At 44.2% G+C, this 23,267-nt stretch carries 22 protein-coding genes; 10 read left to right on the forward strand and 12 right to left on the reverse strand.

The features are described from left to right. The first annotated feature begins 253 nt into the window (after positions 1-253). On the forward strand, positions 254-1,330 hold the full coding sequence (locus AB6C75_RS18615) for a low specificity L-threonine aldolase (protein ID WP_372108646.1): 1,077 nt from the start codon (positions 254-256) through the stop codon (positions 1,328-1,330). Positions 1,331-1,454: 124 nt separating this feature from the next. Here the strand turns inward: AB6C75_RS18615 and AB6C75_RS18620 are convergent, their stop codons facing one another. Then, positions 1,455-1,580, reverse strand: a complete 126-nt coding sequence (locus AB6C75_RS18620; protein ID WP_372108621.1) for a hypothetical protein — start codon at positions 1,578-1,580, stop codon at positions 1,455-1,457. Positions 1,581-1,827: 247 nt separating this feature from the next. Between AB6C75_RS18620 and AB6C75_RS18625 the strand changes: the two genes are divergently transcribed. After that, positions 1,828-2,262: a YccF domain-containing protein gene (locus AB6C75_RS18625; protein ID WP_017075771.1), complete on the forward strand. Its 435-nt coding sequence runs from the start codon at positions 1,828-1,830 to the stop codon at positions 2,260-2,262. 120 nt (positions 2,263-2,382) lie between these two features. Here the strand turns inward: AB6C75_RS18625 and AB6C75_RS18630 are convergent, their stop codons facing one another. The 3 genes from AB6C75_RS18630 to AB6C75_RS18640 all read right to left on the reverse strand — a co-directional run bounded on the left by AB6C75_RS18630 (position 2,383) and on the right by AB6C75_RS18640 (position 5,116). After that, on the reverse strand, positions 2,383-3,306 hold the full coding sequence (locus AB6C75_RS18630) for a hypothetical protein (protein ID WP_372108623.1): 924 nt from the start codon (positions 3,304-3,306) through the stop codon (positions 2,383-2,385). A 237-nt stretch (positions 3,307-3,543) separates the two neighbouring features. Further along, positions 3,544-4,692, reverse strand: a complete 1,149-nt coding sequence (gene yiaY, locus AB6C75_RS18635) for an L-threonine dehydrogenase (RefSeq protein WP_372108625.1) — start codon at positions 4,690-4,692, stop codon at positions 3,544-3,546. Positions 4,693-4,930: 238 nt separating this feature from the next. Further along, positions 4,931-5,116: a hypothetical protein gene (locus tag AB6C75_RS18640; protein WP_009845588.1), complete on the reverse strand. Its 186-nt coding sequence runs from the start codon at positions 5,114-5,116 to the stop codon at positions 4,931-4,933. A gap of 213 nt (positions 5,117-5,329) precedes the next feature. On the opposite strand from AB6C75_RS18640, the gene yjjG reads away from it, so the two are divergent. Together yjjG and yddG are read left to right on the forward strand one after the other, a co-directional pair. Continuing rightward, positions 5,330-6,004, forward strand: a complete 675-nt coding sequence (yjjG, locus tag AB6C75_RS18645) for a pyrimidine 5'-nucleotidase (RefSeq protein ID WP_372108628.1) — start codon at positions 5,330-5,332, stop codon at positions 6,002-6,004. Positions 6,005-6,211: 207 nt separating this feature from the next. Further along, the gene (yddG, locus tag AB6C75_RS18650) at positions 6,212-7,141 is read left to right on the forward strand and encodes an aromatic amino acid DMT transporter YddG (RefSeq protein WP_372108630.1); all 930 of its coding nucleotides are present in this window, start codon (positions 6,212-6,214) and stop codon (positions 7,139-7,141) included. Between the two features lie 50 nt (positions 7,142-7,191). Here the strand turns inward: yddG and AB6C75_RS18655 are convergent, their stop codons facing one another. Continuing rightward, a complete protein-coding gene (locus tag AB6C75_RS18655; protein WP_372108632.1) occupies positions 7,192-8,088 on the reverse strand; it encodes a cation diffusion facilitator family transporter in 897 nt (298 codons plus the stop codon). Between the two features lie 282 nt (positions 8,089-8,370). Between AB6C75_RS18655 and AB6C75_RS18660 the strand changes: the two genes are divergently transcribed. After that, complete coding sequence (locus AB6C75_RS18660; protein WP_372049073.1) at positions 8,371-8,721, forward strand: hypothetical protein; 351 nt, start codon at positions 8,371-8,373, stop codon at positions 8,719-8,721. 61 nt (positions 8,722-8,782) lie between these two features. On the opposite strand, the gene AB6C75_RS18665 is transcribed toward AB6C75_RS18660, so the two are convergent. After that, positions 8,783-9,661, reverse strand: coding sequence for a LysR family transcriptional regulator (locus AB6C75_RS18665; protein ID WP_372108634.1), 879 nt, complete (start codon positions 9,659-9,661; stop codon positions 8,783-8,785). Positions 9,662-9,822: 161 nt separating this feature from the next. Here AB6C75_RS18665 and AB6C75_RS18670 point away from each other — a divergent pair, with 161 nt between their 5' ends. The 3 genes from AB6C75_RS18670 to AB6C75_RS18680 all read left to right on the forward strand — a co-directional run bounded on the left by AB6C75_RS18670 (position 9,823) and on the right by AB6C75_RS18680 (position 13,361). After that, positions 9,823-10,422 carry a class I SAM-dependent methyltransferase gene (locus AB6C75_RS18670; protein ID WP_009845582.1) on the forward strand — a complete coding sequence of 200 codons (600 nt, stop codon included), beginning with the start codon at positions 9,823-9,825 and terminating at the stop codon, positions 10,420-10,422. Between the two features lie 409 nt (positions 10,423-10,831). Then, the gene (locus AB6C75_RS18675; protein WP_372108636.1) at positions 10,832-12,397 is read left to right on the forward strand and encodes a YjjI family glycine radical enzyme; all 1,566 of its coding nucleotides are present in this window, start codon (positions 10,832-10,834) and stop codon (positions 12,395-12,397) included. Positions 12,398-12,446: 49 nt separating this feature from the next. Continuing rightward, complete coding sequence (locus tag AB6C75_RS18680) at positions 12,447-13,361, forward strand: YjjW family glycine radical enzyme activase (RefSeq protein WP_017101722.1); 915 nt, start codon at positions 12,447-12,449, stop codon at positions 13,359-13,361. 65 nt (positions 13,362-13,426) lie between these two features. Here AB6C75_RS18680 and AB6C75_RS18685 read toward each other — a convergent pair whose 3' ends face one another. The 5 genes from AB6C75_RS18685 to yccS form a co-directional block, all read right to left on the reverse strand. Next, entirely contained in the window at positions 13,427-14,338 is a 912-nt protein-coding gene (locus AB6C75_RS18685) for a LysR family transcriptional regulator (RefSeq protein ID WP_009845579.1), read from the reverse strand. 53 nt (positions 14,339-14,391) lie between these two features. Beyond that, entirely contained in the window at positions 14,392-15,651 is a 1,260-nt protein-coding gene (locus tag AB6C75_RS18690; RefSeq protein WP_371701624.1) for a hydroxymethylglutaryl-CoA reductase, read from the reverse strand. Positions 15,652-15,818: 167 nt separating this feature from the next. Then, positions 15,819-16,139: a hypothetical protein gene (locus AB6C75_RS18695; protein ID WP_009845577.1), complete on the reverse strand. Its 321-nt coding sequence runs from the start codon at positions 16,137-16,139 to the stop codon at positions 15,819-15,821. 121 nt (positions 16,140-16,260) lie between these two features. Further along, a complete protein-coding gene (locus AB6C75_RS18700) occupies positions 16,261-16,422 on the reverse strand; it encodes a hypothetical protein (protein ID WP_009845576.1) in 162 nt (53 codons plus the stop codon). A gap of 352 nt (positions 16,423-16,774) precedes the next feature. Beyond that, a complete protein-coding gene (gene yccS, locus AB6C75_RS18705; RefSeq protein ID WP_372108640.1) occupies positions 16,775-18,961 on the reverse strand; it encodes a YccS family putative transporter in 2,187 nt (728 codons plus the stop codon). A 177-nt stretch (positions 18,962-19,138) separates the two neighbouring features. Between yccS and helD the strand changes: the two genes are divergently transcribed. Both helD and AB6C75_RS18715 read left to right on the forward strand, forming a co-directional pair. Then, positions 19,139-21,211 (forward strand): DNA helicase IV, encoded by a 2,073-nt coding sequence (helD, locus tag AB6C75_RS18710; protein ID WP_372108642.1) that lies wholly within the window; start codon positions 19,139-19,141, stop codon positions 21,209-21,211. Positions 21,212-21,349: 138 nt separating this feature from the next. Continuing rightward, positions 21,350-21,700, forward strand: a complete 351-nt coding sequence (locus AB6C75_RS18715; protein ID WP_017103728.1) for a VOC family protein — start codon at positions 21,350-21,352, stop codon at positions 21,698-21,700. Between the two features lie 185 nt (positions 21,701-21,885). On the opposite strand, the gene AB6C75_RS18720 is transcribed toward AB6C75_RS18715, so the two are convergent. Next, the coding region (locus AB6C75_RS18720) for a transketolase family protein (RefSeq protein WP_372108644.1) at positions 21,886-23,267 on the reverse strand (1,382 nt) is incomplete at its 5' end.

Consider the following 23,267-nt stretch of genomic DNA (forward strand, 5'->3'; position numbering starts at 1 on the left):
ACTCTTTACCATGCTGTTCAAAAAACACTCACGAAAGATCAACACGCCCTAGTTAGATGCGCGTGTTTTTAGGGACTTAATTATATAAAACACCCGTCAATTTGAGTATTTCCGGCACACGCAGCCGATGACTGCGTAAAACTAATTATTCGCTAATAATAAAAGCGAAGAGGTGCACTTTATGTCACCGTTGAAGGCTAACGTAAATAATTCAATCACCCTACATAGAACGACAATGAATAAAGGAAAAGGTATGAGCACGGACTTGCGTCAACAATGTAATTTGCTGCTTTCTGGTCACTTCGATCCAACACCAGCCCAAACCTTCGCGCAAATGGCTGAATGGTGCGAAACACATGATGTGGCGCACGACACCTATGGTGATGGCGATTTTATTGAGAGTTTTGAAAACAAAGTGGCTGATTTGCTCGGCTATGAAGCCGCCGTATTTGTGATTACCGGCACCATGAACCAACCCACAGCATTAGAGATTGCCTGCCAAGAGAAAAGAAACCCAGTAGTAGCGATGCATGAATCCAGCCATATTATGCGCCATGAACGCCAAGGGTATCAGCTCCAGAACCGTTTCAATGTACTTCCGGTTGGTAATGTATTTCGCACTTGGAATGTCCACGACTTAAAGGCTTGGCCTGATGAGATTGCCGCGGCATTGTATGAACTACCGATGCGAGAGATTGGTGGTCAACTGCCTGAGTGGGAAGAGCTTGAAGCGATAAAGCAGTACTGCAAAGAACAATCGATTCATCTGCATATGGATGGTGCTCGTTTGTGGGAGTGTGGCGCGTATTATCAAAAGCCATATAGCGAGATTGCTAAGGGGTTCGATACAGCTTATGTTTCGCTCTATAAAGGGTTAAATGGTCTTGGGGGGTCACTCCTACTAGGTGATAAGGCTTTCGTAGCAAAAGCTTCAGCATGGATGAAGCGTCAGGGCGGAAATGTTTATCATCGCACGCCTTACGTGGTTTCGGCAGCAATGCAGTTTGATCAACGGATCGAGTTGATGCCAGCATTGTATGAGCGTACCAAGCAAATCTATCAAATCTTACAAGATTACCCGCAGTTCAAAGTGAACCCGCAGCAACCCCAAGTAAACATGCTTCACCTCTATTTACCGGTGAGTTTTGAGGATGGCATTATCCTGCGCGACAATATAGCTAAGAAGCACAAGGTTTGGATAGGAAACCCAGCGATCAGCGAACTGCCTACCCAATGTAAGATTGAATGGTATGTGGGTGATAACTTACTAAACTTGCCAGATCATGAGCTGATCGACATTCTAGGCTTTATTAACGAAGAGCTGATTTAATTAACGAAGAGTTGGTTTGATCGCAGAAGAGTTGAATTAATTACAGTAGAAGTGATTTAACTGAGATGAATACAGGACATGTTTCCTGTATTCATTTTTACGCCGATAGGATGGCGGGGTCTTGTTACATGTATTGGTTGATGTACACGTCGACTAAAAACATGAATACAGGCACTGTGCTGAGAAGTCCGAAGAAGACGATTGGCACCCAGTTTTTCATTTTCTTTTTAGGTTGCTCAGTGTTGTCCATAAGTTCGGCCTTAAATTAGTTGTTGTAGCTGTTTAGCTTTGTGATACTAAAAATCTACGAACATGGTATCAAATAAAATCGATGATCCCTATGCGGATTTGGCGTTTCGTGGTGTGTATCAATCACAGGAAATGTAGGCGATTCATAAGCGGTTCATAAAGACTCAATAATAATGAACCTATTAGAACAAGTATTGCCTTACTCGGCATATGAAATAAACAGTATTCAAAGGTTTGGAGAAGACAACATGAGAACAATAGGAAACATCATTTGGTTTCTGTTTGGTGGCGTATTTATGGGGTTGGCATGGTGGTTCTTCGGACTGCTCGCATTCCTCACCATCGTTGGTATTCCATGGGGTAGAGCGTGTTTTGTAATGGGTAACTTCTCATTCTTCCCATTTGGTCAAGAAGCGATTTCACGTGATGAATTGACCAATGAAACTGACATCGGGACCAGCCCACTTGGTATGATTGGTAACATCATTTGGTTCTTATTTGCTGGAATCTGGTTGGCGATTGGTCACATCATGTCAGCAGTAGCGTGTTTCATTACTATTATCGGTATTCCGTTTGCGATTCAGCACCTTAAGCTCGCGGTTATCTCATTGGCGCCAATCGGTAAAACCGTTGTCGACAAGCGTGAAGCAGAAGCGGCACGAGTAAGAAACTACAAGGGTTAAGACTACAGTTTAAGCCTTATATAGAACTGAAAAAGCACATCACATGATGTGCTTTTTTGTGCCTCGTTTTCTATCTAACGATGCCCCAATCTCACAAACACTCACTAGATACTAGTTCCACTAGACATTGTTGAACAAGACTTCAAGCCTAAGGGTGATGTTGGCTTCTTCGGTATGTTTCTCATAGGGCTCTCGTTCCCATTGATAGCGCGGAATCAATTCGTAGAACAGCCACTCTTTCCAAACGTTTTCTCGGTAGGTTATCGACACTTGTGAATATTCGTAGTGGTTATACGGCTCGCTGGTTGCTGCAATCGTCGCGCTGTATTGCATAGCTTGGTCTTGAGAAAGATAGTGATACAAAGTTAGCCCCGTCCCGTACTCCCAGCCTTTAAGGTCGTCGTTATAACCTGCAAAGTTCGACCATCGCACTAAGAAGTCATCACTCAAAGAAAGATCAAAATCGATATCGGTGATCTCGCCAGTTTCTTGCTTTTCTTGATACACACGTTGGGTCAGCCTGAATACGGCATCGGTAGTGAGAGGGTAGGTAAAGCGATAACGAGCTTCAATACGCGGACGCAGTGTCGCTTTAATATTGAAGCTACTGTAACCCTTCGCATAAGCATCGTAACGAAGGCCGAGTGCGCTCTCTAATTCCTCTGAATCTTGTGGAAAGAAATCAAAGAACTCTTCATCGCTGACAGATTCGTAGATTAATTTTAGGCGCTTACTCGCAAAGGGAAGATGTAAACGTGCGTTGAGCTTGGTTGAGTAGTCGACGTCACCACCTTCTGAGTAAATAAAATCGTTGTACCAACGGACAGAAGTGCCCGCTCGAGCATCTTCGGTAATGCGGTCATCGACAAAGAAACTGTCAAACCATAATGCGGGTTGGCAAAATTTACTGTTTAGGTAGTGATAGGCTTTTTCGAAAGGGGCGTCTTCTAGCGGCTGACTGTGGCACTCATTTTGTTCCTCTGCTTGAGCGGAGTGGGTAACGAGTGAAGCTAATAATGAGGTGCTAACTATCCAACGACTCAATGGAACCTGTTTGTCATTCTATATATCAATAGTTTAACTATAACCAAGCGATCGCAACAATGCGACTTTTTAGTGGTGAGCAGTGAGTGATTAGTCACTACTGATTAGTGATGAGGGTAAAGATCTGAAAGGTATCGGACAGATAAAAAAACGGGCTCAGAAGGTGAGCCCGTTTGTGTTAGCTATTTGTTTTTAGCAAGAGCCGCGTGTTTCTAGCTCGAATAAATTGTCGCTAGATTACATTGCCGCTTCGAAGATCGCTGAGATTTCTTCGTGAGTCGCTTGTTTAGGGTTAGTGAAACCACAAGCGTCTTTAAGAGCGTTGTCAGACAGAGTCGGGATGTCTTCCAATTTAGCACCCAGTTGAGCAATACCTGTTGGGATGTTCACGTCATTTGCTAGTTGAACAATCGCGTTGATAGCTGCTTCTGCGCCTTGCTCTGCTGTCATACCTTCAACATTCACACCCATCGCTTTTGCAACATCACGTAGACGATCTGGACAAACTTGAGCGTTGTAACGTTGAACGTGTGGTAGCAAGATAGCGTTACATACACCGTGTGGAAGGTCGTAGAAACCACCCAGTTGGTGCGCCATTGCATGAACATAGCCAAGAGAAGCGTTGTTGAATGCCATCCCCGCCATGAACTGTGCGTAAGCCATTTGCTCGCGAGCTTCAATGTCTTCACCGTGCGCTACTGCTGTTCTTAGATGTGCTTGCACAAGTTCGATTGCTTTAATCGCAACTGCGTCTGTGATTGGCGTTGCTGCGATTGAAACGTAAGCTTCGATTGCGTGTGTCAACGCATCCATGCCTGTTGCTGCCGTTAGTGATGCAGGTTTAGCAAGCATCAACTCAGGATCGTTTACTGAGATAAGCGGTGTTGTGTGCTTATCAACGATAGCCATCTTAATGTGACGAGCTTCGTCAGTAATGATGCAGAAACGCGTCATTTCAGAAGCTGTACCTGCTGTTGTGTTGATAGCAATTAGAGGCATCATTGGCTTTTCAGACTGGTCTACGCCTTCGTAATCTGCAATTTTGCCGCCATTAGAGGCAACCAGAGCGATACCTTTTGCACAGTCATGTGGCGAACCGCCACCTAGTGAAACAACGAAATCACAATCGTTGTCAGTCAGTAACTCAAGACCATCGTTCACGTTAGTGATGGTTGGGTTTGGTTGAGTGCCGTCGAATACAACTGCGTCTACGCCACGCTGGCTAAGAAGGTCTTGTACCTGCTTAACTACGCCAATTTGGTTCAGGATCTTATCAGTAACGATCAGACCTTTTTTAAAGCCTTGAGACTGAATGCTATCAGTAGCATCTTTCAAACAGCCAGTACCCATGAAGTTGATTGTAGGGATGTAAAATGCAGTAGACATTGGAAAACTCCATTAATTATGATTTTTTAATTTCCTACATGTTGTCGGCAATCAACTGGTCGACCATTGATCTGGAACAACTTTGATTCCGAACTACCACTTTGTGATTATGTGTTGTGATAGGGCTCATATAGCAATCGTTTTTATGGTTTTCTTATGTGTTTATTGTCAGTAATGGAAAGCGAACTATTGATTGATTTAATAACAGAATTGCGTTCCATGACCATGAAAGTAAAGGCTATTCACTCAACGTCGGTTCAAGTTCAGTTTGTGTCGATGGTTTGCGTGAGTCATCGTTAGCTTCAATTTGAGGTTGCTGAGACTCATCGGTATCTAAGGCGTCAGAGGTGTCTTCTGGTTGTTCATCATAATACTTAACAAGGAATGGGGTGAGCATGACGGATGACGGTAAGAAGTGCTTCATGGTACCTCCAGGTACTTAAGTGTATTTCTTGTATGGTATTGGTTTAATATGTGGCAAAATTTGCGATACATCATGACTTGTTGCTTGTTTTCTATAAATTCTTAGAACTATATTCAGGCTCACAAAATTGATAGTAGAATGCACATCTGGCCTTTGAGGCAACGAGAAAATAAATACAAGCACTGCTCAACCGCGCGAATAATAGGACATAAAATGAAGTACGATTGGATATTCTTTGATGCAGATGAAACTTTGTTCCACTTTGATGCTTTTCAAGGAATGAAGCTGATGTTCTCCCGTTTTGGCGTGGACTTTAGCGAACAGGATTATTCAGTTTATCAAGAGGTTAATTTGCCGTTATGGGTCGATTACCAAGATGGCCGTATTACGGCTGCACAACTGAAGCACGCGCGTTTTGAAAGCTGGGCAACAAAGTTAGAGACAACCACGGCAGCACTAAACAGTGCGTTTTTAGCCGCAATGGCAGACATCTGTTCTCTGCTTCCTGGTGCAAAAGAGTTGATGGAGTCGTTAAAAGGCAAAGTGAATATGGGCATCATCACCAATGGTTTCACAAAGCTGCAGTCAATCCGTTTGGAACGAACAGGAATGACAGACTACTTTGACCATGTGATCATTTCTGAGGAAGTCGGTGTCGCTAAACCAGATGCGGAAATTTTTGAGCATGCGCACAAGCTGATTGGATTGCCATCAAAGCAAAGAGTATTGATGGTCGGGGACAACCCACACTCTGATATTTTAGGTGGCTTGGATTTTGGTATTGAGACCTGTTGGTTGAACAGCCAAGAGAAAGCGACGCCAGCAGGAATTAACCCTCATTATCAGGTTAAGTCTCTTGCTGACCTGCAAGCACTTTTGTTGGCATAATTGCTAATTGCTAATTGCTAATTGCTAATTGCTAATTGCTAATTGCTAACTGCTTTTAGAATTTTGAGTAAATGATTGATAGCCGAGTACAGTTAAGTGCTCGGCTACTTATTTTTACTTACTGCAACTTATCGATAGTGGTGTTTAAGCCTACCTTTGCTTAAGCTCGCTTTGATTACCTAATTACAATAAAAAGAAGGAAGAGGCGTGCTGAAATCTCATCGACATAGCTGCTACGGCATTGCTGCCATTTTACTATGGAGCTGCTTAATTGCATTGTCTCGCAGTGTGTCAGAACAACTGGGCCCAATTGGTGGTGCCGCCAGTCTTTATACGGTGAGCTCACTGTTGTTGGTCTGTGTTATGGGGTTACCTAAGCTGTCGCGCTTCTCCAAATCGTATTTGTTGATCGGTGGTGCCTTATTCGTGTGCTACGAGATCTTCCTAGCACTGGCTTTAGGAATGGCAAATAGCCGACATCAAGCCTTAGAAATGGCCGTTATCAACTACCTATGGCCTGCACTAACGGTGTTGTTTGCGGTGCTGTTGAGTGACAAAAAGATAAACTGGTTGGTTTATCCAAGTATCTTTTTGGCATTCTTCGGTGTGGCTTGGAGCATCAGTGGTGACCAAGGTCTATCTGTTGATCAAATTGCTGCCAACATTGCGACTAATCCTAAGACCTATTCTATGGCGTTTTTTGGTGCGATTATTTGGGCTGTTTACTGTAACTACACCCAGCGCGTTGCTAAAGGACAGAATGCGATTGTGCTTTTCTTTATCGCTACGGCGATCACTCTGTGGATCAAATACGCATTGAGTGATGAAACCGGCATGGTGATGACAACGAGTGCGGCGATTGATTTAGCGTTAGCTGGCGCTTGTATGGGCGCAGGTTATGCACTTTGGAATACGGCAATTCTGGGTGGCAATATGGTATTTTTGGCAACCATGTCGTATTTTACGCCAATCTTCGCAACCGTACTCTCTTCGTTGATTTTAGGCTTGTCGTTGACCATGACATTTTGGCAGGGCGTTTGTATGGTAACCGTTGGTTCACTCGCTTGCTGGTGGGTAACAAGAGAAAAGCCGACGGCAAAGGCGTCGGCTTCTAAAAAGGCTCAATCTCACTCTTAATCTGAGTTTATGTTCTCGGGTGAGGTGTGTCCTCGTTTACTGTGGAAAACTTAACTCGCGACATTGAGATTCAATTGAAGCTCATAAGGCATCTTAGATAGGCGTCGCTTAAGCTGGCGGCGCGTTCGTTCAATATCATCGACCGCAATCGCTTGTTGGTCGTTGGTATGAATATCAACGTTAATTCTTAGTTCTGGGCCAACTTTAGTCACACCCATCAGCTCCAAATCTTGGTCCGCATCTTTGTCCACAGCGACAACATTCTTATCTACCGCGTCACAAATATCTTTGGTTGCCGACATCATTAGCAGTTCACGCATTGCTTCACGCAACATGTCGAACGGCACTTTGATGAAGTAGAAAGACATCAGCAACATCATCATTGGATCGGCATATACCGCGTATTCAGCAAACGGAGAGTAAGCCACCAACCAAGCAACAACGAAACCTGCCGTAACTGCCACACTCAACAGCGTATCCATTTGCCACTGTTTAGACTCAGCTTGAATCAAACCTGAAGAAATACGTTTGCTCTTGTTAGCGATGTACCACCAAGCGTAACCACAACCCAATACGTTGAAAATACCAAACAGAGTTGCGATAGAAGCATCAACTTCACGACCACCTGTCATCAGAGCACCAATCGCAGAGTAAAGCGAATAACCGACCACAAGCAGAATCACAATCGCTTTAATGGCGATTACGATTGGCTCAATGATTGCTCGACCGAACGGGAACTCCCTGTCTGATGGGCGATTAATGTATTTCGAAGCAGCTAGTGACAATAAAGTTAACAGTAAACTGATAAGAGAATAGACACCGTCAAATACTATGACTAGAGAGCCAACGAGAAGACCCAACACCAATCCGCCAATCGCGAAGCCTGATGCTAAAAGGGCTGAGAACAGTAGTACTCGGTTTTCGTTTTGGCTTTTCCTGTCACACATAATATTTTCCAGATGTTTTTGATAACTTCATTGTTCTAATATTGAGCTAGCTTTACAAACTTTATCTGATGACGTTTATATGTCGGTAACTCGTTTTATACTCAAGTTATTATAATTCAATAACTTAGCGACGGGCTCGGGTGTCAGTAAAGTTGACGATGACTGTTTTCTAGAGATGGTGTGCAAGTAAAATAAGATCGCTTATGATTAATAAAACAGATTGGTTGCAAGCGTTTTATCGAATTGTGTTATTTGGCTGCAGTTTCAAAGGAATGGATAAATATGAAGTTTGACGATATTGGTGATAGTGAGTTGTGGGTGATTGCTAACCCGATCATGGACAATTTGATGGACGGTTCAACTAAGGTTGACCACGCTCAGCACTGCCGAGATTTTACGCAGCGCATGAAGGATATTGTGACGCCTGAGTATCTAGCGAAGGTGTGTCATCATTATCAACACAGCAACGGATTTTTTGCTGAACGTGAGCCTGTGGCGCTATTCAGACGCTCCGATTCCATCGCCTTTGTTTGGAAGCAAGCGTATACCATTGCGAAAGGCGAATTTGTGGCAGAAATGGTGTTAGTTGAAGAAGACGGACGTTATTTAGTGGATCACGTGATGGTCTTCTAAAGAGAGGGCTTTCTATTTGTTAGACGATTTTAAGTGTCGAGATAGAACATTATCTGACACTTTAGAAATCAAACAAGTAATCGCTTATCTGATCCGCTAACCAATTCATACCTGGGTGCTCCGCCATACCTGCCGCAGTAAACATACAGTAGTCTTCTTGAGTTAGGCCATAAGTGTGCTTGATCACCGCCAGTTCCTGTTCACGCAATAAATGGCGTATCAATGGCTCAGGCATTACGCCCCATGCATCTTCTCGTAGAATCGTATCCAACATAAAATCGAAGCTAGAAAAACCAATGTATCGGCGAGAGAAGGGCTCAAGCTCAGGGTTATCTTTTTCATTGAGATAAACCATGGTCGCTTGCATCGAATTTCTTAGTACTTCATCCGATACTCTTCGCATCGCACTCAAATCATGCCCTTTCTTACATACCGACATCATTCGGATCTTGCCGAGTGGGTTGTAGATAATTCTTGGGTCGTCGACACGCTCGTAATCGACACCAAACGCAAAATCAACTTGCTGAGTTTCGACAAGATTAGCTAAGTCGCCACTAGACGCGAGAACGAAGTTGAAAGAAGTGGAAGGGTATTTGTTGTTTAGGGCGTGCGATAAACTTTGCCACATTTCATCGGGTAGGGAATCGTCGCGTGCGATCCAAATCTCGGCGTTGAATTCACCTGAAACATGTAAGCAGGTTTGTTTAATACGCGCTGCCGTTACTAACATGCCTTCGCAATCTTTGTAAATCGCTTTACCCGCTTCAGAAAGTTCAACGTGGTTGCCGCTTCGTACGAACAATTCGACATCTAAATCTTTTTCCAAGGCTTTGATCGACATGCTCAGTTTGGTTCGGTTACATTCAAGCTGTCGCGCAGCTTCAGAGACGGATCCTAAATCAGCAACAGAACAAAAGGCTTGGACTTGGGAAAGGTTCATTTCATTTCCATATTGAGCGGGTGGCGGTGCATATTATCTGAATATTGTGCTGACTATCTTAGAAATAGTCCATCTTTGCATGATAACTCTATGACGAATTGACTAATTTGGTTTATTCTGGGGGCGTTCCGAACCTACAAGAAGTAAAGATGGAGGCCATGATGGCGAAACAATGGGACGAGTACGCACCTGATTGGGATAACGACCCCGCTACTGCTGTATTCGCACAGTCCGCATTTGACCAGTTAACACAGCTCGTTGATTTGAACGGAACCCGTGTCCTTGATTTTGGTTGTGGTACAGGATTACTCAGCCAGAAAATATCTCCTTTTGCAAAAGAGATTATCGCTCTCGATATCTCAGAAGGGATGATTGAAGAGTTAGATAAAAAAGAGCTGTCTAATGTAGAGCCTGTCGTTGATATCTTATCGCGCGGACTTGCAGCCCAACACCCAGCATTCAGAAATCAGTTTGACTTAGTGGTAGCCTCTTCGGTATGTGGCTTTATTCCGAACCTACAAGATACGGTCAGCCTTATTTATACTCTGTTAGAAAACGATGGGGTTTTTGTACACTGGGATTGGTACTTAGAAAACGACAGCGAAGATTTTGGGGTCAGCGAACAGCGCTCCCAGAATGTATTGAGCGCAGCAGGTTTTTCGATTGTTGAAGTCTCAACACCGTTTTCAATCGACACCCCACAAGGTACTTTGAAGGTTCTGATGGGTGTAGGCCGTAAACAAGTGGTTCCTCATCTATAGGTTACTTGTCTGTAGTTGACGTATCTGGAGTTGACGTATAGATAACTCCAGATAACTGCACTCACGCTTAATTGACTAAACCCACATCAACGATCTTTGGATCCGTTATGTGGGTTTTCTATTTATACGCACTTGCGTTTTAAACTAAACGGTTCAATTAAGCGGCCTAATCTCTTCTGCTCATTCTTTCCCTTCCCCAACGACAATCATCGATAAACAACCATCGTTAATTGGCAAATGGCCAATTTAAAAACTGTCTATTCACAAAATTTACAAGCTATCTATTCATAAATTACTAAGTTACAAATGGTAATTTCCATTTTGGAAATGTAGGCTTGCATACATTTCATTAGTGGAAATGTAAGTGTGAGATATAAAATAAGCCCATAAGAATATTAAGGGTTTAATCATGAGCCACCAATCTGCGTCATCTACTTCTTCAACACTTTCAGAACAACAACAACGCTTTAGCAATATCATTTTAGATGCCAACCTGTCCCCAAAACAGAAGTCGAGCTATCTTGCCTTAGAAGCTGAAGCCAGTCTGCCGTATATGCCGGTAAGCAATGAAGTAGAGCAAGCCTTACAACAAGGTGTGCTGTGTGACATGTTTGAAGGTCACGCCCCATTTAAGCCGCGCTATGTGCTTCCTGATTATTCTAAGTACTTACATCAAGGCTCCAAGTATTTAGAGCTTAGCGCGGCAACTAATTTCGACGAAGCATTGAACATGCTCACCATCCTTTATCATCACGTTCCGTCAGTGACTTCAATTCCGGTTTATTTAGGCCAGTTAGACGATGTGTTGATGCCTTTTGTTGGCGGTTTGACGGATGAGCAGGTATACCAAAAACTGAAGTTGTTCTGGATCATGCTGGATCGCACGCTGCCAGATGCCTTCATGCACGTTAATATTGGACCTAGTGACAACATTGTATGTCGCATTATTTTACGTGTGGATGCTGAACTCAAGCAGATCGCACCTAACTTAACCTTTATGTACGACCCTGCAGTCACACCTGATGACCTATTGCGTCATGCTGCGAGCAATATCTGTGAATGCAGCAAGCCGCATATTGCTAATTATCCTGCACACGCCGCTGCCTACGGAGATAAGCGCTTTGGCATCGTGAGTTGCTACAACTCTTTGCCTCTGGCGGGTGGTTCAAACACGCTAGTACGCATGAACCTCAAGCAAGTAGCTCTGAAATCTGAGGACCGCGTAGACTTCTTACAGCAAGTACTACCTAACTACAGCAGCATCATGATCGAATTGATGAATGCACGTAGTCGCTTCTTACATGAAGAGTCTAACTTCTTCGAAGGCTTCTTAACCAAAGAAGGCTTAATTGAAGAAGATCGCTTTGCGCCAATGTTTGGTATTTATGGCATGGCTGAGGCGGTTAACATCTTAATGGAAAAAGAAGGCAAAGCAGGGCGCTATGGTCACGATGAACAAGCAAATCAGTTAGGCCATCGTATTTCTGAAAAGCTGGCTGAGATTGTTGAAAACTCGGAAGTGAAATATGGGCTGGAAGGTAAGGCTCTGTTACACGCTCAAGGTGGTATCAGCCTCGATGAAGATGTGACGCCGGGTGTACGCATCCCTTATGGAACAGAACCGGATCCAGTGTCTTACGTATGTGCGACGGCTGGTCACCACAAGTTCTACACGTCGGGTATCAGCGACATTCTGACCATCGACGAAACGGTGAAGTCCAATCCAGAAGCGATGTTCAACCTGTGTAAAGGGGCGATTCAAGCGGGTTACCGTGAGTTCACCGCTAACGTAGCATCGAACGATTTGGTTCGTGTGACAGGTTATATGATTAAGCTGTCTGACATTGCCAAATATGACGAGCAAGGTTCACGCACCAATACCACTTTCCTTGGTGCTGAAGCTGCAAAAAATACGGGCATACTAGAGCGTAAACCACGCGTAGCGAGCTTAGAGATGTCGCCGACATACGAATAGCTTTAACGTACGCATGTTATGTGTTTCTCGAATACGAACAATGTGAATTATGAAAATTTCTGATCTAACAACTCAAATGGCTAGGGTTAAAAATAATAAGACAGAAAAACAAGCGAAGGTCAGCCGTGTGCTGACCTTTTCTTGTGTTGATGGACCAGGAAATCGCTTGGTGCTGTTCCTACAGGGGTGTAATTTCGATTGCATCACTTGTCATAATCCACACACCATCAACCACTGTAACCATTGTGGAGACTGCGTGAGTGGCTGCCCGAGCAGTGCTCTGAGTCTTATTGAAGGCAAAGTGAAGTGGGATCCGTTAGCGTGTACCAACTGCGATCAGTGCGTCGATATCTGTGATCATAAGTCTAGCCCCAAAATCACCACGATGACGGTATCAGATGTGCTTGAACTGGTTAGGCACAATCAATTCTTCCTGAGCGGTATTACCGTTTCGGGTGGCGAGGCGACCATGCAATTGCCGTTTATCGTCGAGCTATTTCAGGCGATCAAAAGCGATCCGCAATTGGCACACTTAACGTGTTTTATTGATAGTAATGGCTCGTTGACACAGCAAGGTTGGGATAAGGTATTACCTTACCTTGATGGTGCGATGATCGACCTAAAATCATGGCAATCTGAAACGCATCAATGGTTAGTGGGTAGAGGGAACCATCGAGTGTTTGAAACCATTAACTACTTAGCTGATAAAGGCAAATTACATGAAGTTCGGTTACTGCATATTCCTAATAAAAGTGACCTAGATATCGAGGTAGAGCAGGTCGGGTATTACTTGAAGGGTTTGCCAAGTGATGTTCGAATTCGGTTAAATGCGTTTCAACATCATGGGGTAATTGGCGAAGCTTTAGAGTGGCCTAAATGCACCGAACAACAAATGCAGAGCTTTCACGATAAGCTCTACTCAATTGTTCAAAGAGCAATGCAAACCCCTGAGGTATATACTTAGTCTCTTATCAAATTTCAGTCTTTATAAAACCAGTCTTGTTAGTTCAATCTGCTTCTAACAAAGGTCTAGGCTTCTAAAAACAAGTCACACAACCATTTGATCGCCTGATCATTCATGTTTGGCTTGTTCCATACCAAACTATACGCTACTTTTCCGTAATCAAAAGGAAGCGGCTTACTTACCAAACCTTGTGCTTGTTTGGCATGCTCAGCCCATTGTTTTGAGCAAGTGAACAAGAAAGGTGTGTGGTGACATAGCACCGCAGCCGCGCCAAAGTCCGCTACCGATATCGCCATATCTCTAGGCTTATGACATTGCACTAAGTTTTGCTCAAAGTAAGGCTTAGACAGTTCGTTATCTAAGATCCCAATGTGTTTGTAGTCTAAATAGCCTTCAACTGTTAGTTCTTGCTGAGCGAGAGGGTGGTGAGCGCCCATCAAACAAACCATTTCATCAGGAAGAATCGTTTCCCACACCAGCTCTTTATTATCCGTTGGGGGTTGAGAGATATCGTGTGGCAACAGGATCAAGTTGACCTTACCACTGAGCAAAGCATCGAATCCAAGCTCCTGTTTCGAATAGATATTAAGTTTGGCTTTTGGTGCAAGTTCAGTGGTGATTTTGCTGATCTTCGAGGCAAACACTTCGAAGGTACTTTCACGCATCGAAAGTGAAAAGCTGCCTTGATACTCTTGAGGAGTAAAACTCTTTTGGTGAAGTAACCCGTTCATGCTGGAAAGAATCGCGTGAACAGTGGGCGCTATTTTTAGGGCAAAGGGAGTCGGGATAAGCTTAGTGCCGTCCCGATAGAAAAGCTCGTCGTTAAGGATGTCACGTAGCTGAGACAGAGTTTTACTGACACTCGAAGGGCTGACAAAGAGTTGCTCTGACGTTTGAGTGACGCTGTGTGTGTTCAGCATAATATGAAGCGCAGTGAGGTGTTTAAGGCTCACTCGCGATAAATGTAAGTAATCCATGCACAACTCACTCAATACGTGACAACGGTCGGTTTAAGGTTTTATAACAGAAACTAGCGCGCTAACTTGTGATGAGCTCGCGAAAAGTGACCCGCACAGAATGCCCCCACAATCGATAGTTCACCTGCCAAACATAAAGCAGCACAAACCTCAGCTAAGGCTTGTGACTTACCATTGCCGTGTAGCCCTAGTAAATCGAGACACGCTTTTTGGCTTGGTAGGCCTGTACCGCCACCGACTGTTCCTAACATCAAGTTAGGCAGTGTGACGCTCGCGTACAAACCACCTTCTTTGTTGAGCTCCATACGAGTCATACCAATCGCAGACTCAGCAACACACGCCGCGTCTTGGCCGCAAGCAATGTAGAGCGCAGCAAGTGCATTGGCATAATGAGCATTGATACCAATCGTACCGCTTAGAGCACCACCGACTGTGGTCATTTGTCCGAACTGCACCATCTTCTCTGGTGTGGTGTGGAGGTACTTAGCGACAAGCTCAGCAGAGATGTTGACCTCGGCTGTGACTTTTTTACCACGGACACTGCGCAAGGTCTGGGTATTGGCTTTTTTGTCGCCCGATAAGTTGCCATCAAGGAAGGCGTGATCGGGTTTCACTGGTGTATGTTCAATGATGTACTCAAATACCGCGTTGGTCGCGATAGTTACCATATTCTGACCAGAAGCGTCTCCGGTTAGAAATTCAAACACCAAGTAAACATGGTTACCTTCGATGTTGATATTGATGTCGGTAAGTTTGCCGTGCGACGTTGTTGATTCAGCTAAGGTTTTAAATTGGTCATACTGGGTCACTGCCCATGCGACAAACTGTCCTGCTTCAACCAATCCTTGGAATGCGAAACCAGGAGTACGTGTTACGCCTTCATTGAGCAACATTGCACTTGCACCACCACAAGCTGTGATCAGCTTTGAACCACGGTTATACGACGCGACAAGCGCCGCTTCAGTGGTTGCAAGTGGGACTAGGTAGTCGCCTTTAGCAAACAGGCCATTGACTCTTAAAGGGCCAGATATACCAACAGGGACTTTAACGGTGCCAATAAAGTGCTCGATGTTTTTCTCATAAGCTTGAATCTGGCTTTGAGTATGAGGGTCGAGCAGTTCTTGCTGCGAGTCTGCATTATCGAGAGCCGCCCAGCGACGTGTAAGGTTTTTTTCAGTCAGGTAAGGGCTCGGAGTCAGTTTATTCACTGGCTTATCAAAATGAGGCTGGAGCTTCTTTTCTAATTCGTCTGCGGAGATGTCGCCTCCTAAAATAGAAACATAGTCACGGCGATGCAGATTTAGTTTTGGCATAAATAGTATGAAGTAAAGTTTGTGCAGCAAAATTGATTTGCGCTGATTCTACCGAGTAATAAACCAGAAACAAGTGCCTGATATAATGAGTTACAGTTTGTATGGATTTAGAGCCATTTGTTAGTCAAAAAGAGGGTAACCATCAAATCGATAAATAGTAGCTCGAATCAGATATGGATATCGAGAAGGCTACCAATGGCTTCGTTTTGACGATCAACCACACTCGCACCAACACGGTTGTAATTTGCACTTTGTGTCAGCTTTAATAACGCTTCAGTAGAGGAAGAAGCTGGTTCAGGCTCTTTCTCTTTAAACGAAATGGGTTGTTCAGGTTCTATTTGATTGAAGCTCAAATCGCTAGTTTGGAAAGTGTCGTTGGTTTTTGGAGAGTGTTTGGAGTTTTGGTTAAGCTCGATAGCGGCTTCTTCAGCCATGTTGGTTGACTGCTGAATGATGGCGTAACCAGATTGAATACCAGATATCGACATAGCAGAACCTTTTATTGACGTATGAAATGAGTCTAGGCGGACGATATTTTGAGTGCAATGGAGAACGGCTACAAATTACTAAGATCAGGTGGATTTAAGCTAAAATAGTGACATTAGTCTATTAATTGAACAACTCATTCAGTACGTTTAACTCTTCATCTGTCAAAAGAGAAGGTTGATCTGTTTCAAGGTTTTCGTCTATTTCACCTTGAAGTGCTTTCAATTGCTGCGGGTTAAGGAGCTGTATTTTCTGCTTAAATGCTTCAAATTGCTGTGTATTCATAATGAGACCTTAGTTCAAATTCATATGCTCAATAGAGCATAGCTTACTGATTCAATAAATCAAACAAGATTAAGTGAATATTAAATGAAGTTTGAAGTTTCCTAAAACTAAGACAACTATAGATCCCTTTGGTTGTTTTTTGTCCGAGGAATGTTAGGCAAAGTTATGGATGAGTCAATCAAAGTCAGCAAGTTTACATGTGTGTAAGATTTGAACGGCCCTTGTAGATAAAGGGTAGGCAAGTGGTTGCTCTACCTAGATGAGCCTTTTGGTAGAGCAATGTATAAACACACGGAGTGTTCAAAAAATGAGCAGTTTCGTTATCTTTTTGTTTTTACTGTTGTTTTGTTTTTCATCTTGAAACTTCTTTTTCAAGCGGCTTTTCAATCTTAACTTTAACTGCAAATTTTGTGGCTAAGGTATGCAGTTCTGGAAGCATTCGATAAATCAAATGTAGCTGTTGTAGAACCATTCTAACAGAGCTCTCATCCTCTTCTCTCCATTCACTTAAACGCTTATCAAGTTCAGGATCGTAAGCGTTTTTTACTTCGCATTGTTCTTGATGACAAAACAGCTGGTCGTTGAGAGCGTCGAGATGCTCGTGTATTACTCTGTGTGCGTCCAGTACCAGTTTGTGTGTTGCTTCGTCATCGATACGTGTTCTATGAGCTCCCAGAGCAGAGATATAGCTGAGTAGTGCATGATTGAGTGTTAGGAATCGGAAGCTCTCATCTTCAGATGTACGATACTTACCCGGCTCAACCAGCATGCTACTAACAGCGGCAGTCAGATTTGCATCATTGTTATGTGCACTGCGGCGTGCAATACGATAGCTAAGGCTGTCTTTTTTGCCTACACGGTATTGGCCAATGATCTGAGCGAGATAATCTTTATTGGAATCAAGCGCATCTGCCATCACCTTGTGAAGTCGTTTTGATTGCCAGTCCGGTAAAATATAGCTAACCGCTAAAACAGCGAGCGCGCTGCCAATGAAGGTATCTGCTAGTCTGGGCAATACAACTGCGTAGCCTTCCCCTAATTGATTGAAGCAAAAGAGCACAAGCAGTGTGATAAAGGCGGTCGCGAAACCGTAGTTATTGATACGGAAAGCGAAGAACATCACGCCACTGACCACAATGAATACCAGCTGACTCTCTTGAGATGGGAAAAAGGTCAACAACGGTACTCCAATCAACAAGCCTGCGACGGTGCCAATGACACGAGCCGTCAGCTTTTGTCGCGTTGCACTGTAGTTTGGTTGGCACACAAACAGTGTTGTTAGCAAAATCCAATAACCTCTTTCAATCTCAAAACCTTGAATGATCCCGTAGCCGAGCGTCAATGTGATTGCCATACGAATTGCATGACGAAACAGCATCGAGTCGGTATTCAGGTTGGCTTTGATCTTGTGCCACATTGCCGTCAAAGTATGAGGGTTGGTATCGTCCAATACGTCTTCTTCCAACTTTTCCGCATCCGGGTTACTGATATTCGAGAGCTGCTTTTCGACGGTAGCTAGGTTATTGAATAAGTAATCCAGTTGGTTGAGCAGTGATTTCCACTCGGGCTTGTTCTGTTGGTTAAGATGGTTAAGCGAAGACATTAACTCATCAAGTGCTAATACAGACTTATCGCCATGTTGGTATTCAGCTCCGACTTTCAATGAGCTCGCCACTTCTTTACAGGCTGTGGCTTGGGCTTCTAGTAGATACTTAAATCGAAATAAAACGTCTGATCGCTCAAAGTGTTTTGCCAGTTCTTGATAACGGTAGTGGCTGGAGCTTACGCGTTCATGAATATCCTGTGCGATGAAGTAAGTATTAAGGAATCGGTCACTCGGTCCGTCAATGTGTCCGCGCTTAGAGCGGTTGAGTAGCGTTGCTTTGCACATGTTGAGCGCGTTAACAGTGCTAGCATTGAGTTTGGCTTCAATAATGCGATGTGGTTGGGGAATCAAATCTGAAACTGGATAGAAGAGCTCTGCTTTAGAGCCGATGTAATTGCCGATTTGATCGAATACTGTTGCTAGGTTTTGCTGCACTGGTTGCATCGGCCATACGATCTGCCAAATCATCGACATGAAGTAGTACCAAGCTGCGCCCGTTAACAATAGTAGAGGTTGAAACCAAAGGTTAGTGCTCTCGTGAGCCCCAAGCATGGTATAGATAGCAACAAGCAGCGAACCAAACGCGATACTGGCGTATTTAGGGCCAATTGCACCGAGTATAATAAAAGAGAAGGTTGAAACGAAAAGCCCTATCGCGAACAGCCAAGGTGTATCGAACAGGATCTCGATAGAGAAAGCGGCTACAGCGAAACAGATAAAGGTCAATGTGAGTGCTTTGAGACGGCCAGTAAAACTGTCATCACTTTCAGCAAGAGCCGCAGCAATAACACCTAAGATCAAAGGTGTGATGAGTGTGTTTTGTCCATAATACCAAGCAGGAACTACAACACCGAGTAGAGTGATGAGAATTAATACGCTGTAATTTATGGTTTTATTCGCCCAATAGAGGCGCAATTTGGCTGAGAAGTCCACAGTCGCTCACTTGACACACTAAAACCATAATCCTAACAGAAATCAAGCACAAGAATTTGATACTTATCCATAATTGCCCCTAGATGGTCATGAAAGCATCGATAAGATGTGAGACATTATTAATTCTCACAGCATCATGATATAAATTCAATATTCCCAATTAGAGAGCACACTCCAATGCAGCTAAGCGCTAACAAGACTGCACAGTTTTTTATTCAAAATGAATATCATCAAGTCGAACTTGGTGGTCCACGCCTGCTGTTATCTTCAGTAGGCAGTGAAGAACGAATCCCGTTTACTATTTGGAGTGGCAAGATCGCGATAAAACGCGGATTGTTTTGGGGATCGTTACAGTTCTTTGCTAATCAACAAGATGGCAAACAGCGAAGCTGGTTAGTACAAGGTCTACCTTGGGAACAATGCCGTCAATTTGCACGCGCATCGGTTGCTGCTTATCAGAAGTGGCATGACACACAATGTGAACAATTGGCTGAACACGTTCCTCAATGGGAAGCTGAATTGACACGTCTTGAGCAACTTCCAGCTTTCCTAGCGCATTCTAAAGTTAAGATTTGGGTCGACATGGTTAACTCAAGTTTAGAAAACATGACGATGACTTTAGAAGAAGCGGCGCAGCGTATGCCAAACCGCATTGCTCGAATGCAGCCATGGTTGTCTGAGACGGAAATTAAGCAAGCCGAAAGAAATCAGCAGTGGTTAGAAACAGAAAGACAAAACTGGGAAGTATTGTTTGCTCAATGTGAATCGTCACCACTGAACTTATCGCAGCAATATGCGGTGTTGATGAATGATGATCACAACCTTATTTTAGCGGGTGCAGGCTCGGGTAAAACCAGTGTTCTAACGGCTCGCGTCGCGTATTTACTGCAAAGCCATCAAGCTCAAGCTGAAGAGCTGTTATTGCTCGCATTTGGTCGCGAAGCAGCGGAAGAGATGAAACAGCGCCTTAACAGCAAAATTGGTTTATCAGCAGAGAAGGTGCAAGTGAGTACTTTCCACCAGTTGGGTTTAAAGATCCTTAATCAGGTTGAACCTGAACGTGTGGTTATCTCTCCGTTAGCGCTCGATGACAATCAACGCCAAGCATGGTGTATTGATTGGTTGAAAAAGCACTGGATGACGCCGACTAACTTCAAACGTTGGCAAAAGCATCTGTCTAAATGGCCAATCGCTTATTTAACAGGTGATGACGAACTTGGTAGCCATGTTTCAAACCTCAAGTTGATTGGTTGGCTTGAAAAGCAGCTTGAGCAGTTGAATGCATCGGGTTTATCGAAGAAAGAAGTGCAGCAGCAGCTGATTGATCATAGAGACTACACGCGTCTCAACAGCGAGCTTTCACTGTGTTGGCCATGCGTGACAGCATGGCAAAAAGAACTGAAAGAACAGAATCATATCGACTTCTCAATCATGATCAGCCGAGCGACTCAGTATGTCGAAAAGGGCAAGTTTATCTCGCCTTGGAAGTTCATCATGATCGATGAGTATCAAGACATCTCGCCAGATCGCCTTGCCTTGGTTGAAGCACTGTGTAATCAGTCGAAAGCGCAACACCAAGCTTCTATTTTTGCGGTAGGTGATGATTGGCAGTCGATTTACCAGTTTGCGGGCGCAGATGTGGATTTAACGACGGGCTTTAAGGATCGTTTTGAGAGCTCGACGATTCATCACCTAGATACGACTTACCGCTTTAACAACCAGTTAGGTGCAGTTGCCAATCGTTTTGTGCAGGAAAACCCGATTCAGCTTCCGAAAGAACTGAACAGCTTCAAGCAACAGAAACAGAAGGCGGTGTACAGTGCAACAAGCAAAGAAGTTGAGAAAATCCTCGACCAATTGAACCGTCAATCAAAAGGCAAAACCAACAAGTCTGTGCTGCTACTTGGACGTAATCATTACCACAAGCCAGAGTTGCTAGAAGATTGGAAAAAAATCTTCACCTCCATTGATATCAAATTCATGACTTGCCACGGCAGTAAAGGTAAAGAGGCGGACTTTGTCATTATTCTTTGTGTTGACGAAGGACAGTTCCCGACGAAGAAGAAACAGCTGCATATTGATGGCGCATTGACCGAATCATCAGATGCGTTCCCTTATGCGGAAGAGCGTCGTTTATTTTATGTGGCAATGACGCGAGCGAAAGAGAAAGTATGGATCACGCACAGTGGCAATGGTTCTGGTTTTGTACAAGAACTGCATGGCTCTGACTACCCACCCTGTCGTTCGTAAAAAGTGATGTCAGTTGACGTGATTGTCTAAGATTAGATCTTCGAGCCTGCTCTCTATTCTTATTAGGGCATAAGCTATTCTAATTAGGGCGTAAGCTATTATCATTAGGAAAAAGGCATAAAGCAGAAGGAATCAGGTATGGAACATGGCTCAATTAACTACATTGAATTTGCAGCACGAGACATCGCCGCCACGAAGGCATTTTTCAGCCAAGTGTTTGGTTGGATCTTTGAAGACTACGGCCCTGAGTATTCTGCTTTTGAAGGTAAAGGCTTAATGGGTGGGTTTTATTTAGCGGATCTAGCGTCCAATGCTGAAAGTGGTGCGGCGTTGATGGTTTTTTATAGCGAAGATCTTGAGCAAACCGAGTGTGAGGTGTTGGATGCTGGTGGCGAGATAAACCGTGAGATATTCAGCTTTCCCGGCGGGCGACGCTTCCATTTTAGAGAGCCAAGTGGTAATGAAATGGCTGTGTGGAGCGATAAGTAGAGAGTTAAGATTCTGGTAAACAAAAAGCCACTATGTGAAATGATCCTGTAACGTTGGATATTTCTGTTAAGCGGTAATCAAGGCCTGACTATCGAAGTCAGGCCTTTTAGTTTCACTTTATACGTTTGGTATTGTAGAACTAATAATGCATCAACCCAATTAAGGGCGAGGCAATTTAATCAAGACTAAGCAAGAATCTCTTTTGCTGTGTTTACTACGTTTTCAGTAGTGAAACCGAACATCTTGAATAGCTCGCCTGCTGGTGCAGATTCGCCGAACGTTGTCATGCCGATGATCTTGCCACCGAAGCCAACGTATTTGTACCAGAAGTCAGCGATACCAGCTTCTACTGCGATACGTGCTGTAACGTCAGATGGAAGTACAGACTCGCGGTATTCTGCGTCTTGCTTGTCGAATGCGTCAGTAGCAGGCATAGAGACTACGCGTACTTTCTTGCCTTCAGCTGTTAGTTCAGCAGCAGCGCTAACCGCTAGCTCAACTTCAGAACCAGTTGCGATAAGGATAAGCTCTGGTTTGCCTTCACAATCTTTCAGGATGTAACCACCCTTAGCGATGTTTGCCACTTGCTCAGCGTCACGGTCTTGCTGTGCAAGGTTCTGACGAGAGAAGATAAGTGCAGAAGGACCATCTTTACGTTCGATTGCCAGTTTCCAAGCAACAGCAGACTCAACTTGGTCACATGGACGCCATGTGCTCATGTTTGGAGTTAGACGTAGAGAAGCGATCTGCTCAACTGGTTGGTGAGTTGGACCATCTTCGCCTAGGCCGATCGAATCGTGCGTGTAAACTTGGATGTTCTGAGTTTTCATCAGAGCAGCCATACGCATTGCGTTACGAGCGTATTCCATGAACATTAGGAACGTTGCGCCGTATGGTACGAAACCACCGTGCAGAGCGATACCGTTCATGATAGCCGTCATACCGAATTCACGTACACCGTAGTGGATGTAGTTACCAGAGAAGTCATTTGCTTCAAGAGACTTAGAACCAGACCACATAGTTAGGTTAGAAGGCGCAAGGTCAGCAGAGCCGCCCATGAATTCAGGTAGCATAGCACCGAACGCTTCTAGAGCATTTTGAGATGCTTTACGTGATGCGATGTTTGCTGGGTTAGCTTGAAGATCAGCGATGATTGCCGATGCTTTCTCTTCCCATTCAGCAGGAAGATCACCGTTTACTCGGCGTTTGAATTCAGCTGCCAGCTCAGGGTATGCTGCTTCATAAGCTGCAAGTTTCTCGTACCACGCTGCTTCCTTAGCTGCGCCTGCTTCTTTCGCATCCCACTCTGAGTAAACTTCCGACGGAATTTCAAAAGGACCGTGCTCCCAACCTAGTTGTTTACGAGTTGCTGCGATTTCGTCAGCGCCTAATGGTGCACCGTGACAGTCGTGCGTGCCTGCTTTGTTTGGAGAACCAAAGCCGATTACTGTTTTAGTACAAATTAGAGTCGGACGAGGATCCGCTTTAGCCGCTTCGATAGCCGCGTTGATAGCGTCAGCATCGTGACCATCAACTGCTGGGATTACGTGCCAGCCGTAAGCTTCAA

The sequence above is a fragment of the Vibrio sp. 10N.237.312.B06 genome (assembly GCF_041464685.1).
In the GTDB taxonomy this organism is placed as follows: domain Bacteria; phylum Pseudomonadota; class Gammaproteobacteria; order Enterobacterales; family Vibrionaceae; genus Vibrio; species Vibrio tasmaniensis_A.